The 14,305-nt window shown below is 43.9% G+C and carries 9 protein-coding genes; 5 read left to right on the top strand and 4 right to left on the bottom strand.

Features of this window, described 5'->3' with window-relative positions; genetic code table 11:
• Positions 1–83 precede the first annotated feature (83 nt).
• Complete coding sequence (gene pduL, locus ACYQ0H_RS03285) at positions 84–662, top strand: phosphate propanoyltransferase (RefSeq protein ID WP_459811414.1); 579 nt, start codon at positions 84–86, stop codon at positions 660–662.
• Positions 663–753: 91 nt separating this feature from the next.
• Here pduL and ACYQ0H_RS03280 read toward each other — a convergent pair whose 3' ends face one another.
• The 3 genes from ACYQ0H_RS03280 to ACYQ0H_RS03270 all read right to left on the bottom strand — a co-directional run bounded on the left by ACYQ0H_RS03280 (position 754) and on the right by ACYQ0H_RS03270 (position 4,536).
• Positions 754–1,836, bottom strand: a complete 1,083-nt coding sequence (locus ACYQ0H_RS03280; RefSeq protein ID WP_459811413.1) for a CAP domain-containing protein — start codon at positions 1,834–1,836, stop codon at positions 754–756.
• Positions 1,837–2,018: 182 nt separating this feature from the next.
• Positions 2,019–3,494, bottom strand: a complete 1,476-nt coding sequence (locus ACYQ0H_RS03275) for a flotillin family protein (protein ID WP_459811412.1) — start codon at positions 3,492–3,494, stop codon at positions 2,019–2,021.
• 355 nt (positions 3,495–3,849) lie between these two features.
• Positions 3,850–4,536 carry an NfeD family protein gene (locus ACYQ0H_RS03270; protein WP_459811411.1) on the bottom strand — a complete coding sequence of 229 codons (687 nt, stop codon included), beginning with the start codon at positions 4,534–4,536 and terminating at the stop codon, positions 3,850–3,852.
• A 272-nt stretch (positions 4,537–4,808) separates the two neighbouring features.
• On the opposite strand from ACYQ0H_RS03270, the gene ACYQ0H_RS03265 reads away from it, so the two are divergent.
• Entirely contained in the window at positions 4,809–5,378 is a 570-nt protein-coding gene (locus ACYQ0H_RS03265; RefSeq protein WP_459811410.1) for a helix-turn-helix domain-containing protein, read from the top strand.
• Between the two features lie 17 nt (positions 5,379–5,395).
• Here the strand turns inward: ACYQ0H_RS03265 and ppk1 are convergent, their stop codons facing one another.
• Entirely contained in the window at positions 5,396–7,531 is a 2,136-nt protein-coding gene (ppk1, locus tag ACYQ0H_RS03260) for a polyphosphate kinase 1 (protein ID WP_459811409.1), read from the bottom strand.
• 373 nt (positions 7,532–7,904) lie between these two features.
• On the opposite strand from ppk1, the gene ACYQ0H_RS03255 reads away from it, so the two are divergent.
• The 3 genes from ACYQ0H_RS03255 to ACYQ0H_RS03245 all read left to right on the top strand — a co-directional run bounded on the left by ACYQ0H_RS03255 (position 7,905) and on the right by ACYQ0H_RS03245 (position 14,297).
• Positions 7,905–8,945 carry a carbamoyl phosphate synthase small subunit gene (locus ACYQ0H_RS03255; protein ID WP_459811583.1) on the top strand — a complete coding sequence of 347 codons (1,041 nt, stop codon included), beginning with the start codon at positions 7,905–7,907 and terminating at the stop codon, positions 8,943–8,945.
• Between the two features lie 13 nt (positions 8,946–8,958).
• Complete coding sequence (gene carB / locus ACYQ0H_RS03250; protein ID WP_459811408.1) at positions 8,959–13,014, top strand: carbamoyl-phosphate synthase large subunit; 4,056 nt, start codon at positions 8,959–8,961, stop codon at positions 13,012–13,014.
• 80 nt (positions 13,015–13,094) lie between these two features.
• On the top strand, positions 13,095–14,297 hold the full coding sequence (locus ACYQ0H_RS03245) for an LL-diaminopimelate aminotransferase (RefSeq protein WP_459811407.1): 1,203 nt from the start codon (positions 13,095–13,097) through the stop codon (positions 14,295–14,297).
• Positions 14,298–14,305 lie beyond the last annotated feature (8 nt).

Below are 14,305 nucleotides of genomic sequence, written 5' to 3'. Positions count from 1 at the left end.
CTTGACCTCGGCAAGAAAAAGTAGTAAAATATATATGATGTATGCGGCTTCCGCATAATTTATTTTGAAAGGATATGTTTTAAATGTCAAAGAAGTTTATTGTAGAAACATCTGCCCGTCACGTTCACGTTACTCAGGAGGATCTTGAGAAACTGTTCGGAAAAGGAGCTGAGCTTACTCATAAAAAGGATCTTTCACAGCCGGGACAGTTTGCCTGCGAGGAAAGAGTAACGGTCGTAGGACCTAAGAAGGAGCTTGCAAACGTATCTATTCTCGGCCCTGTACGTCCAGAAACCCAGGTTGAGCTGTCGGCAACAGATGCACGTTCAATAGGAATTTCCGCACCCGTAAGAGAGTCGGGAGATCTTGACGGTTCAGGAGCCTGCAAAATCGTTGGACCCTGCGGAGAGGTTGAGATCTCACAGGGAGTTATCGTTGCAAAAAGACATATTCATATGACTCCTGCCGATGCAAAAGAGTTCGGCGTAAAGGATAAGCAGATCGTATCTGTAAAAATAGAGTCGGCTGAAAGAACTGCTGTGCTTTGCGATACTGTAGTCAGAGTCAGTGAAAAATATGCGCTTGCTATGCATATTGATACCGACGAATCAAACGCTGTAGGCGCTTCGAGAGAGCAGACCGGCGAAATAATAATTCTCTAATACATAGTTTTTTATACAAAACAACGCCTCCTATGGTTTAATAGAAGCCATAGGAGGCGCTGTTTATTATTGTTAAGCACAGTTTTATTTGTCAGTTAGTAAACAGCTGAACCCAGGCTTTTGCTGCCGGGTCGTAGCCTATTCCTATTTTTCCGAAAGAGCTGTTCAGGATATTTTTACGGTGTCCTTCTGAATTCATCCAGGCGTTCATTACGGCAGCCGGAGTCTGCTGACCTCGGGCGATATTTTCACCGACAGAATTCCAGCTTATCCCGAACTCATCAAGTACCGTAAAGCAGGATGTTCCGTCAGGACGCGTATGACTAAATACCTGAGTTATCTCCTTGGTTCTTACCTGAGCTGCCTTGCAAAGTTTAAGATCAAGGGTAAGCTCTTTAAGCCCTGCCTTTTTTCTTTCTGTATTTACTATAGAAAGTACCTCGTAAACCTCCGGGGCGACATCAGAGGAAACCTGAGCCGGTTTTGTAGTTACAGAAACCGAGCCAAAAGCGCCGGCGTTAACCTTTCCTTTTGTGTCGGTCCTGTAAGCGCGTACCTTGAATTTGTATTCGGTTCCGGGCTTGAGTCCGCTTATTCGGTAAGTAACAGTATTCATATCGCGCAGAGTCGCTATCTTTACCCATGAGCTTCCTTTCAGCTGGTAGACCTGATATCCGTTTCCCGTCTGCTTTGTCCAGTTAAGACGAACTGCATCTTTGGTCCTGCTGGTGCTTGTTATTTTTACGGCTTTGGATTTTGTGGCAGTGTATTTTTCATTACTTGCCAGTCCCCAGTAGTTAGTTCCTCCGACCTTTTTATAAGCCTTAACCTTGTATCTGTAAAGCGTACCTGAAGAAAGACCTGAGTCGCGGTAGGTCGTTGTGCTTCCGTTGTGGATAGTGGCTATATTTGCCCATGTTTTCCCGTTCCAGCGATAAACGCGGTATCCGGAAGCTCCGCTGACCTTATTCCAGTTTATATGTATTGCGTTTGTTGTGCATGAGTATTCTGATCTTACCGAAACCTTTCCCGGCGTATTGGCTGTAGCCGAAAGATTTGCTGTCGTTAAATTAAGTGTCAGTTCACTGCTGTCTGCCGATGAAATGCCTGCGAATGAAGATATAGCTATAATACCTGAACAGAGCATTGAAAGCAGAAGCTTAGTTTTTCTCATAGAATGATCCTCCTTTTGCTATGATAAATATAATTTTATCATACATTGTGCAGAAAGTCAACAATCAATGGTACTAGTTGATAAAAATTGTGCAATATTTATGGATAATAAAGGAGGATCAGCCTATATATAAAGCCGTCTGAATCAAAGGATTCGGACGGCTCAACAATTATGTAATCTTTTTATTTGCTTTTATCGTTAACTACTTCTACATAGCCGTTAGCGTCCTCTGCTCCCTCTGCCATTTCTTCGGCGGCTGTCTTGACGGCTTCCTCTCTTGATTTTGCAAGAGCCTCGTCAATATCCTTGCCTAAAAAGTCGGGAAGTTCCATTCCTGCCTGTTTGAAAAGCTCGCTGAGAGGAGGAACAGACTGCATAAGTCCGCTCAGGAAATTAGCGGTCGAGCCTTTTCCGCCGCCGTTATTACCGGAATCCCAGACAGTGATTTTATCTATCTTGATATTTTTGATAGCTTCAACCTGAATAGCTACAAGCTGTTCGATCTTGTCGGCAATTATCAGCTTTACTGCTGCGTCGGCATCTCCGCCTGCCGCTTCTACAAGCTGTCTCATACCCTCAGCCTGCTTTACAAGTATCTCCTGAGCGCCCTTTGCTTCGGCTTCCATTTTGGCGAAGATAGCGTCGGCTTCACCGCGCGCTTTTCTGCGTGTTACCTCCGCTTCTGCTTCTGCGGCGATCTCCGCCTGCTGCTTTGAAACCTGAGCCTTAACGATAACATCAGCCTGCTGTGTAGCCATTTCCAGCTCGGCACGGGTACGCTCGGCGTCCTGCTGAGCAATATAGGCTTCCTGCTTCGCCTTTGCCGCCTGAACAGCTTCTGCTGCGGTAGCCTGCCTGAGAGCTTCGGCTTCTGCTTCACGGCGCTTGGCTTCCGATTGTGCGACCTCGATCTTAGCAGAGTTTTCACCGTCGATAGCAGTTGCGTTTGCGGCAGCGACCTGAATACGCTGATCCCTCTGAGCATTTGCCTGACCGATCTCACCGTCGCGGTGCTTTTCGGCAACCGAGCGCTTGGCGTCGTTGATAGCCTTTGCAGCGGCTTCCTTACCGAGTGATTCAAGGTATCCGGATTCATCTGTTATATCTGTTACGTTAACGTTGATAAGCCTTAATCCGATCTTTTTCAGTTCGATCTCTACATTGTTTGAAACTGCAAGAAGAAACTTATCTCTGTCTGAGTTGATCTCTTCTATATCCATAGTTGCGATTATAAGACGCAGCTGACCGAAAATAATATCCTTTGCAAGCTCCTGTATCTCCACAAGCTTTAATCCGAGAAGTCTTTCAGCCGCATTCTGCATTACCCCGGGTTCGGTCGAAATTCCGACTGTAAATCTTGACGGAACATCTATTCTGATGTTCTGCTTTGAAAGCGCATTTTTCAGATCGACGTTGATCGAGATAGGAGTAAGATCCATATACTGATAGGACTGTATTACCGGCACTATAAACGCCGCTCCTCCGTGAATGCACTTTGCGCTTTTGGTCTGTCCGTTCTTGTCAATGCCTACCTTACCGTAAATTACAAGCACCTTGTCCGACGGACATTTTCTGTATCGGGACAGTATTCCGGCAACTGCGGCAAACAGCACCACAACTACGATACAGACGATAACCAATGTTTCCACACCGCTCATGTTGTTTTTCCTCCATTATTAATTATTTTTTGTCTGCCCGAATACACAGGCTTATTTATTCTATAAGTCCTTTATTGATTTGACAGGACTATAAGAAGCGTATAATGTGAATATGATAAATTCCATTCAATGCTTTCCGTCAGCGGCGGAAGGTATACATAAATGCAGTTATAAAAGCTTGAAGAATACCTGTGATCCATATCGGAAAAGCCGACCTTGTATCCGCCTTTTAAAGGGTGATTCTCGCTGCAGCACAGAAGCTTTTTGCTCTTAAAATGCAGCCTCCCGAATTTTCCCTTATCCCCGTATTGGATTCCATCTTTTATTCACCTTAATTTAATGGCCCTTAAGGATCTTATTCCTTTTCCACAACCACAGTATCTCCTCTAAGGTCTGTAATTCTGACCTGAGCTCCGGTTTTAAGCGGCTCGTTTTCGTTTGATACCGCCGAAAGTTCCCTGAACTGTCCCTGAACCGTTACAGTAACCTTGCCTTCTCCGTAACCCTTTGCCGGAATCGGTACATATACAGTCGCAAATTCGCCTATACAGTTCTTCATATTAAGAGTGCCGTTCTCGGCAAGCCTTGAGGAAAGCTGAATTATCTTAGCTACCATAAGCATAGTCAAAAATCCCAGGACAAGTCCGAGAGCAATACCTAGAACAGCAGGCATACCGGACTGAACGGCAACTATCGAGGTCCAACTGAAAACGGTAAGAAAAGCCACGATAGTCTGAAGCGTGAACATACGCATAGATGAGAAGTCGGCAGGGTTTCCGCCGTCCACGATCTGATGATGACCTGTAATATCGTGAGAGGTTATATCATGGAACCCGCTCAGATCTCCCCCATTCGGAATATCCGCCCCGCCTCCTGCATCGAAATCAATACCGGAGGTGTCCGAAAAATCAGTGCCTGCGCCTCCGTCGTGAAATCCGAACATTGACATAATTGTTTGAATAAGCAGGATCAGAGTAGACGGAGCTGCAACACAGTATAATATCTTTAATAATGTGCTTAACCCGTCCCACCATTCGCTCATAGTTATCACTTTTCCTTTCTTCTCCCGACCGGATAAATCTTTCTGTAAAATAAGTAAATTTGATTTACATAAATTATATCCTATTTAAATCAATTTGTCAATAGCAAAAGCGGAAATTTTTTTGCTTTTTGTCGGACAAGCAGGATACAGATAGGCATTGGGTTCTTGAAAATTATTTTGTAAAAATTATTGAAACCGCTTGCATTTTGCTTTGCAATCTGTTATGATATAAGTAAATTAAATTTACAGTCATGGAAAGGGGCGTCTGATATATGGATCCAGCAGAGTTAGGAAAACGGATCAAGGAAGCAAGGCTTGCGAAAAAAATGACGCAGGCGGAGGCCGTTGGTGATTTTATTACAAGAAATATGCTGAGCCAGATCGAAAGCGGTTCAGCGACCCCGTCGGTCAGAACGCTTGAATATTTAAGCCGGGTACTCGGGGTCCCTATGACTTACCTTATGCCTGCAAGTGACGGAGATACGCAGGAGGACGCATTGAATCTGCTGGTCAAGGCAAGGGATATGTTCCTGAACGGAGAGTATGAAGCGCTTATAAAGCTTGACGATACTTCAGGAATATTTACAGATGAATATACTGCGCTGAAAGCTAAGGCAAGTCTTTACGCTGCAAAGAGTCTGTCTGATAAAAAAGACGCATCAGTGCTTCAGACGGCGGTTGACTATGCCAAAAACGCCGCTGAGTTGTCGTCGCAGGGGGTTTATTCAAACGAATCTGTAAGAACCGAGGCGGTGCTGCTGCTCAACAGCCTTGCCAACCGTCTCGCAGAGTATTATAAAAACATGATAACGACCGAAAAAGAACCGGCTGCAGATCAATAAGCTGCAGCCGGTTCGGCTTACTGTGTTTTGATTTTTTTTCTGAAAAATCCGGCTATGCGGGCGAATAGGCCTTTTCTTTTTGGCGGGGTTGAAAAATCTGCAGGTTTTGGCGCATTTGCATAAGCCTCTGCAAAAAAGTGTTTTTGGGAATCCAGCGGGAATTCACCTGTTCTTACATGAACATATGTGCCATCTGGAAGCTGTTCTCTTGCTTTTACATTATCGGAAAGCTGTGTATCGAAATAATCAATAACCCTCTGTTTTATTCCCTCGTCAAGCAGGGGAGCGGCAACCTCGATTCTTCTGGTAGTATTCCGCGTCATATAATCCGCAGACGATATGTAAACCTTTTTTCTGACTCCTGAACCGAAAAGGTATATTCTCGAATGCTCCAAGTACCTGCCGACGATAGAAATTATCCTGATATTATCAGTTACGCCCTTTATTCCTGCTATAAGACAGGAGATACCTCTGACGACAAGCTCCACCTTCACTCCTGCCTGTGAGCATTCGATAAGCTTATCTATAAGAACCTTATCGGTAAGGGAATTCAGCTTTGCGCCGACGTAGCCCTCGCCTCCTGCTTTTGCGATATTTATTTCGTTGTTCATCATTTCAATTATTTTATTCTGCAAGCACAGAGGAGCGACAAGCAGCAATCCTGAGCTTTCGACCAATTCGCCTACAGATAACGCTTTGAAAACATTGCAGGCGTCGCTGGCGATCTCATTTCTGCAGGTCATAAGACAAAGGTCTGTATAAAGCTCGGCAGTTTTTTCATTATAATTTCCGGTCCCGATCTGTGTATAATATTTAACTGATCTTCCGCTTCTTTTTGTAATAAGGCAAAGCTTTGAATGTACTTTGAGCCGATGAGGTCCGTACATTACATGACACCCTGATTCCTCAAGCTGCTTTGACCAGCCGATATTGTTTTCTTCGTCAAATCTTGCTCTAAGCTCTACAAGGACTACTACCTCCTTGCCGTTTTCTGCGGCGGAGCAGAGCGCCTTGATTACCTTTGAGTTCTTAGCGACCCTGTAAAGCGTCATCTTTATCGAATCTACCTGAGGGTCGTTTGCAGCTTCCTCCAACAGACGTATAAAGGGTCTGATTGATTCGTATGGATATGAAAGGAATATATCGCCTTTATCTATCTGCTGCATCATCGGAACACTGCTCTGAACCATACGGGACTGCTGAGGCTCGGCTTTGGGAAAGAACAGCTCCTTACGTTCGGAGGTCTTAGCAAATACTGAAAATACATATTTGAAATCCAGCGGAGTTTTTTCAATATACGTCTGTTTTTTTGAAAGCTCAAGTCTTAAAAGCAATTCGCCGAGAGTAAGTTCCGAAAGCGTCTTTGAAAGCTGCAGTCTGACCGGACATAATCTTTTCCTTTTACTGATAAGCACGGACATATTCTGTCTGAAATCCAGCTCGCTGTCGAAGCTCTCGTCTACGTCAATATCGGCGTTTCTTGTTATTCGCATAAGGGCTTTTTCTTCAAGCTTATAGTTTTCAAAGGCTTTGTCTGCGTAATGAAGTATAATATCCTCAACCAGAATAAATTCTATCTTTCCGCTTTCGTCTGAGGGCAGGAAAACTACTCTTTCATATTTTCCGGAGCAGCCGATGATTCCAAGCTTGATCCCTGATTTTGAGGTTATTTTTGCAATAACATAAATGTCTTCATTATTAAGGAACGGGAAAGGGTGGCGCTTGTCTATTATCAGAGCGTTAAGAAACGGTTTTATTTCATAGGAGTAATACGCTTCAATAAATTCCTGCTCGGCTTTGGTCAGATTTTTCATAGATCTCTGAAAAATTCCTTTAAGCTCCAGCTCTTTGTTTATTGCCGAATAGGTCTTGTCCTTTATCTCGTTAAGCGCTCTTACGTTTGAATAGATAGCTGAAAGCTGTTCAGAGGGACGCATTTTGGTTTTGCCGTCCCGTTCGCTGTCATCTATAAGCTTCTGATCTATAAGCGAGCCGACTCTTACCATAAAAAATTCGTCAAGATTACTTCCGTAAATAGAAGCGAAGAGCAGCCGCTCCATAAGCGGAACTGAGCTGTCCTGAGCCTCTTCCAGAACTCTGCTGTTAAATTTCAGCCATGACAGTTCTCTGTTATCATAAACCTTTTTAGACATTTCTACGATCATGCTCCGAAATGGAGCATACCTCCTTATTTATATTTAAAGCCGTTTTGTATCCGAAATCAATTCCGTATAATAATTCAATTATTAATATATATTTAATTATATTGTATTTTGTCATTAAAGTCAATAAGAACAATGTAAAATAATATGTAAAAAGGGTCTGATAGATACAGCCTTATTTTAGTGCTATATGCAAAAACAATAAAGTATATTGATTTTATTTGTGCGTTATAACGGAATGAAAATAATATTGAAAAAGCACTTTACAAATTATATTTTGTATGTTATAATTGTAATCGTAAAAATTTGCGCAAAAAAGGAGGAGCTATAGGTGCAGAAAGCATATCTTATATTGGAGAACGGTATGATATTTGAAGGTAAAAGCTTCGGAGCTTGCGGCGAGGCTGTCGGTGAAATAGTTTTTACTACTGCAATGACCGGCTATTTGGAAACGCTTACGGACCCCAGCTACTACGGTCAGATCGTTGTTCAGACTTTTCCCTTGATCGGAAATTACGGTGTTATTCCCGTTGATTTTGAAAGCGGTCGTCCGAACGTTAAAGCTTATATTGTTAGAGATTGGTGTCAGGAGCCTAGCAACTTCCGTTGTGAGGGTGATCTTGACACTTTTTTAAAGCAAAATAATATCGTGGGACTTTATGGTATTGATACCCGTCAGCTTACTAAGATAGTAAGGGAATCGGGAGTTATGAACGGAAAAATAGTACCCGAGGGATCAGGCTTCAGCTTTGATGATTTAAAAAATTATAAGATCAAAGAGGCTGTTAAAAATACTACCTGTAATAAGGAAGAGATTTTTGCCCCTGACGGAGAGGTTAAAAGAAAAGTATGTCTTTTTGACTTCGGTGCAAAGGATAATATAAGACGAGAGCTTGTTAAAAGAGGCTGCGAGGTAACAGTCGTTCCGGCTTATACAAAATGCGAAAGGATCGAGGAGCTTGCTCCTGACGGAATAATGCTTTCAAACGGCCCCGGAGATCCTTCTGAAAATACTGAAATAATCGAAGAGCTGAAAAAGCTTTCTGAAAAGAAGATCCCTACTTTTGGTATATGCCTTGGTCATCAGCTTCTTGCGCTGTCCCAGGGTGGTAAGACTGAAAAGCTAAAGTACGGTCACAGAGGCGCTAACCAGCCGGCTACCGAGCTTGAAACAGGAAGAGTCTACATTACCAGTCAGAATCACGGCTATGCGGTGATCAACGATTCTATGGGGGATAACGCCAGGGTTTCTTTCGTAAACGCCAACGACGGTACCTGCGAGGGAATCACATATCTCAATATGCCTGCGTTTTCCGTTCAGTTTCACCCTGAAGCCTGCGGCGGTCCGCTAGATACGGGATTCCTTTTTGATAAGTTTATGAAAATGATAGATGAAAATAAGTAAGGAGTGAAGTTTCATGCCTTTGAATAAAGATATAAAGCGGGTACTGGTAATAGGCTCAGGTCCTATAGTCATAGGTCAGGCGGCAGAGTTCGATTATGCCGGAACTCAGGCTTGCCGGGCTTTGAAGGAAGAGGGACTAGAGGTTATTCTTATTAATTCCAATCCCGCAACGATCATGACCGATAAGGCTATGGCGGACAAGATCTATATCGAGCCGCTAACGCTTGAAACAGTCAAGAGGGTAATTAAAAAGGAACGTCCCGACAGTCTTTTGTCTACCCTTGGAGGTCAGACAGGCCTGACCCTTTCAATGCAGCTTGCAAAAGAGGGCTTCCTTGACAAATACAACGTAAAGCTTCTCGGAGCAAATCCCGAAACGATCGACAAGGCTGAGGACAGGCAGATGTTCAAGGATACTATGGAGTCTATCGACCAGCCTTGTATCCCTTCGCTTGTTGTAAATACGGTTGAGGATGCGGTCGATTTTGCAAACCAGGAGGGAATAGGCTATCCGCTTATTATCCGTCCGGCATTTACACTCGGAGGTACCGGCGGCGGTATCGTACATAACGAGGAGGAGCTGCGGGAAATAACACGCAACGGTCTGTATCTTTCACCTATAACCCAGGTTCTTGTTGAAAAGTGCATATCCGGCTGGAAAGAGATCGAATTTGAGGTAATGCGTGATTCAAAGGGCAACGTTATAACCGTCTGCTCAATGGAAAACTTTGACCCTGTAGGAGTTCATACGGGAGATTCTATTGTTATAGCGCCCTGCGTAACGCTTGCGGATAAGGAATATCAGATGCTGCGTTCGGCGGCGCTTAAAATTATAGATACCTTAAAGGTAGAGGGCGGCTGCAACTGCCAGTTTGCCCTTAATCCCGACAGCTTTGAGTACGCCGTTATCGAGGTAAACCCCAGAGTTTCGCGTTCTTCGGCTCTTGCGTCAAAGGCTACCGGCTATCCTATCGCAAAGGTTGCCGCTAAGATAGCTATCGGCTATACTCTTGACGAGATAAAGAATGCCGTTACCGGGAAAACCTACGCCTGCTTTGAGCCGGCTCTTGACTATGTAGTTGTAAAGCTTCCTAAGTGGCCGTTTGACAAGTTCGTTTATGCAAAACGTGAGCTGGGTACCCAGATGAAGGCTACCGGAGAAGTAATGGCTATAGGAACGACCTTTGAGCAGGCTATTATGAAAGCGGTAAGAGGAGCTGAGATAGGTCATGACTGTCTTATCTCTCCTAAAATGGCTGACTTGTCCGATGAAACGGTAAAAAGCCGCCTGCATGACTGCAATGACGAAAGACTGTTCGTTGTTTACGAGGCTTTAAGGCGCGGAGTAACAGTTGACGAAATACATGACATCACTAAAATTGACGAGTGGTTCCTTAACAAGCTCTGCAAGCTTATCGCTGTTGAAAGGGAGCTTGCAAAGGGCGGAGTATCCTATGAGCTTTATCATGAAGCTAAAAAGCTTGGATATCTTGACAAGGTTATTGAAAAAATATCCGGTGAAAAGATCGAAAAGCCGCTTAACGCAGTATATAAAATGGTTGATACCTGTGCGGCTGAGTTTGCTGCAATGACTCCTTACTTCTATTCGACCTATGATACAGAGGACGAGGCTGAAGAATTTATTAAGTCTAGACATACAGGAAACAAGACGGTTATTGTTTTCGGCTCAGGTCCTATCAGAATAGGTCAGGGAATAGAGTTTGACTATGCTTCTGTTCACTGTGTTTGGGCGCTTAAAGAAAAGGGCTTTGACGTAGTTATAGTAAACAACAACCCTGAAACTGTTTCAACGGACTTCGATACTGCCGACAGACTATATTTCGAGCCTCTTACAAATGAGGACGTTATGAATATCATAAGGATAGAAAAGCCGTACGGCGTTGTGGTTGCTTTCGGCGGACAGACGGCTATCAAGCTTACAAAGCATCTTGCAGCTAACGGAGTAAATATTCTCGGAACTCCTCCCGATTCGATAGACGCAGCAGAGGACAGAGAGCGCTTTGACGAACTGCTTGAAAATCTTCAGATAAAGCGTCCTGAGGGTTATACGGTAATGACAGCCGAGGAGGCTCTTGAGATAGCAAACCGTATCAGTTACCCTGTTCTTATGCGTCCGTCTTATGTTCTCGGCGGTCAGAATATGATCATAGCATTTAACGACGACGATATAAAAGAGTATATGGAGATCATTCTCAATCAGGGCATAGAGAACCCGGTTCTTATAGATAAGTACCTGATGGGAACTGAGATAGAAGTAGACGCTATCTGCGACGGTGAGGATATTCTTATTCCGGGTATTATGGAGCATATTGAAAGAGCGGGAATTCACTCCGGCGACTCCATAGCTGTTTATCCTGCATGGAACGTTTCAGATAAGCTTACCGAAAGAATTATCGATTGCTCAAAGCGCCTTGCGGTTTCGCTGAATACAAAGGGTCTGGTAAATATTCAGTATCTTATCTATCATGACGAGCTTTATGTTATCGAGGTAAATCCCCGTTCCTCCAGAACTATCCCGTATATTTCCAAGGTTACGGGAGTTCCTATGGTAGACCTTGCGACAAGAGCCATGCTGGGAGAAAGACTTGCCGATATGGGCTACGGTACCGGTCTTTATCCTAATTCGCCCTATGTTGCGGTAAAGGTTCCTGTATTCTCCTTTGAAAAGCTTATAGATGTAGATAATCATCTCGGACCTGAAATGAAGTCTACGGGAGAGGTTCTTGCGGTAGCTTCAAGCCTTGAGGAATCTCTTTACAAAGGACTTACCGCCGCAGGCTATAAGCTGGGCAAAAAGGGCGGCGTACTTATTACAGTCAGAAATTCAGATAAGGGAGAGATCCCACAAACGGCAAAAATGTTCTATGATTTGGGCTTTGCGATATATTCTACAAAGGGTACAGCGGCTGTTCTTAGAGATCACGGAATCCCCTGTGAAGAGGTAGCGAAGATCCATGAGGCGGAGGAAAATACTCTCACATTGATAGAAAGCGGCAAAATAGCTTATGTTATTTCGACATCTTCAAAGGGAAGAATACCTACCAGAGATTCGGTTAAGATAAGAAGAAAGACCGTAGAAAGAAATATCCCCTGTCTTACGTCAATAGATACGGCGAACGCTATCGCTTCATCTATAAGAAGTAAATTTACCGAGCATAATACCGAGATCGTTGATATAAACAATATGAGAACGGAAAAGCAGAAGCTTCAGTTTACCAAAATGCAGGGCTGCGGCAACGATTATATCTACTTCAACTGCTTCGATCAGAAAATAGATAATCCTGAGGGACTTGCGCTCAAGCTTTCCGACAGGCATTTCGGAATAGGCGGCGACGGAGTTATTCTTATATGCAGATCAAAGGTCGCAGACGGAAAGATGAGAATGTTCAATCTTGACGGCTCAGAGGGAAGAATGTGCGGAAACGGAATACGCTGCGTTGCAAAGTTTATGAGAGATAACGGACTTGCAGACAGCGATGAAATTTCGATTGAAACTCTCAGCGGAATAATTAAGGTTTCGCTTACACGTCATTACGGCGAGGTCAACGGGGCTACGGTAAATATGGGTAAAGCTGTTCTTGCGCCGAATCTTATTCCGGTCAGTCTTGATCCTGACGAAAACGGACGAGTAGTTGACCGTGAGGCTGAAATAGAGGGCGAAAAGTATAATATTACCTGTGTTTCGATGGGCAACCCTCATGCGGTAGTATTTATGGATAACGTAGACGGTCTTGATATCGACAAGGTAGGATATGCGTTTGAGCATAATGAGATTTTCCCTGAAAGGGTAAATGCGGAGTTTATCAAGGTAATTGATGATCGTACTCTTAAAATGAGAGTATGGGAGAGGGGTTCGGGTGAAACCTGGGCCTGCGGAACAGGAGCCTGCGCTGCTGCTGCTGCTGCCGTCCTTAACGGATATTGCCAAAAGGACACCGATATTACAGTCAAGCTGAAAGGCGGAGATCTGAAAATACGCTATACCGATGATGCAGTTTATCTTACAGGAGATGCCGTAACGGTATTCTCGGGAACTATTACAATTTGATCAAATATAACAGGAATGTTTCTGCAGCAATAAAATGCTCCGCCGGAGCATTCCTGAATCTTTTATAAGGAGACTTGACAATGCCTACGATCAATGAGAATTTTTTGAAGCTGGAAAAAAATTATCTGTTTATAAATATTGCAAAAAAAGTCAGCGCTTATACAGCCGCTAATCCCGATGCAGATATTATAAGAATGGGAATAGGGGACGTTACACAGCCTATTGCCGGCTGTGTTGTCGAGGCTATGAAAAAAGGCGCGGACGAAATGGGCGTAAAGGAAACCTTCAAAGGCTACGAGGACAGCGGAGCAGGCTACGACTTTCTGAAAAAAGCTGTTTCCGATTATTATAAAAGCTTCGGCGTTGATGTCTGTGCAGATGAGATAAGGATAAACGACGGAGCAAAGTCTGACTGCGGAAATATAGTCGATATTTTCGGAGATGATAACGCTGTTCTTATAACCGATCCTGCGTATCCGGTTTATGTTGACACGAACCTTATGAGCGGAAGAAAGGTGATCTACGCCGATTCAAACGAGTCTAACGGCTTTGCGGCAATGCCAGACGAAAGCGTTCATGCCGATCTTATTTACCTTTGCTCGCCCAATAATCCAACCGGTTCGGCTTATACAAAGGAGCAGCTAAAGGTTTGGGTAGATTATGCTCTTAAAAATAATGCAATTATAATTTACGACGCAGCTTACGAGGCGTTTATAACTGATGAAGCTATTCCCAGAAGTATTTTTGCGGTCGAGGGTGCGAGAAAATGCGCTATCGAAATGTGCTCTCTCTCAAAAACTGCCGGATTTACAGGTATGCGCTGCGGCTATACAGTAATACCTAATGAGCTTACGGTAAAAGCGAGCGACGGTACGGAGGTTTCGATCTCACAGCTTTGGGGAAGGCGCGAGGGTTCTAAGTTCAACGGAGTTTCATATCCGGTTCAGTGCGCTGCCGCCGCAGTTTTCACAGAAGAAGGACAGAAGCAGACAAGAGAAAATATAAGATATTATCAGGAGAATGCAAAAATTATTGCTTCTGCGCTTGATGAGCTTGGAATCAAGTATACAGGCGGAAAGAATTCTCCTTATATATGGCTGAAATGTCCGAACGGTATGGGATCATGGGAGTTTTTTGACCTTTTGCTTGAAAAGGCAAACGTTGTAGGAACTCCCGGAGCAGGCTTCGGAAAGAACGGCGAGGGCTGGTTCAGACTTACGGCTTTCGGTGACAGAGAAAGAACAAAAGAGGCAATGGAGAGGATCAAGGCTCTGAAATTCTAATGGTATAA

Source organism: Hominimerdicola intestinalis, from assembly GCF_054655215.1.
The sequence above is the reverse complement of the archived record's forward strand: the minus strand, read 5'-3'. Positions and strand labels throughout refer to the sequence as shown.

Coding starts and splice junctions, on each gene's coding strand:
- pduL (WP_459811414.1), top strand. CDS start 84: ATGTCAAAGAAGTTTATTGTAGAAACATCTGCCCGTCACGTTCACGTT.
- ACYQ0H_RS03280 (WP_459811413.1), bottom strand. CDS start 1,836: ATGAGAAAAACTAAGCTTCTGCTTTCAATGCTCTGTTCAGGTATTATA.
- ACYQ0H_RS03275 (WP_459811412.1), bottom strand. CDS start 3,494: ATGAGCGGTGTGGAAACATTGGTTATCGTCTGTATCGTAGTTGTGGTG.
- ACYQ0H_RS03270 (WP_459811411.1), bottom strand. CDS start 4,536: ATGAGCGAATGGTGGGACGGGTTAAGCACATTATTAAAGATATTATAC.
- ACYQ0H_RS03265 (WP_459811410.1), top strand. CDS start 4,809: ATGGATCCAGCAGAGTTAGGAAAACGGATCAAGGAAGCAAGGCTTGCG.
- ppk1 (WP_459811409.1), bottom strand. CDS start 7,531: ATGTCTAAAAAGGTTTATGATAACAGAGAACTGTCATGGCTGAAATTT.
- ACYQ0H_RS03255 (WP_459811583.1), top strand. CDS start 7,905: ATGATATTTGAAGGTAAAAGCTTCGGAGCTTGCGGCGAGGCTGTCGGT.
- carB (WP_459811408.1), top strand. CDS start 8,959: ATGCCTTTGAATAAAGATATAAAGCGGGTACTGGTAATAGGCTCAGGT.
- ACYQ0H_RS03245 (WP_459811407.1), top strand. CDS start 13,095: ATGCCTACGATCAATGAGAATTTTTTGAAGCTGGAAAAAAATTATCTG.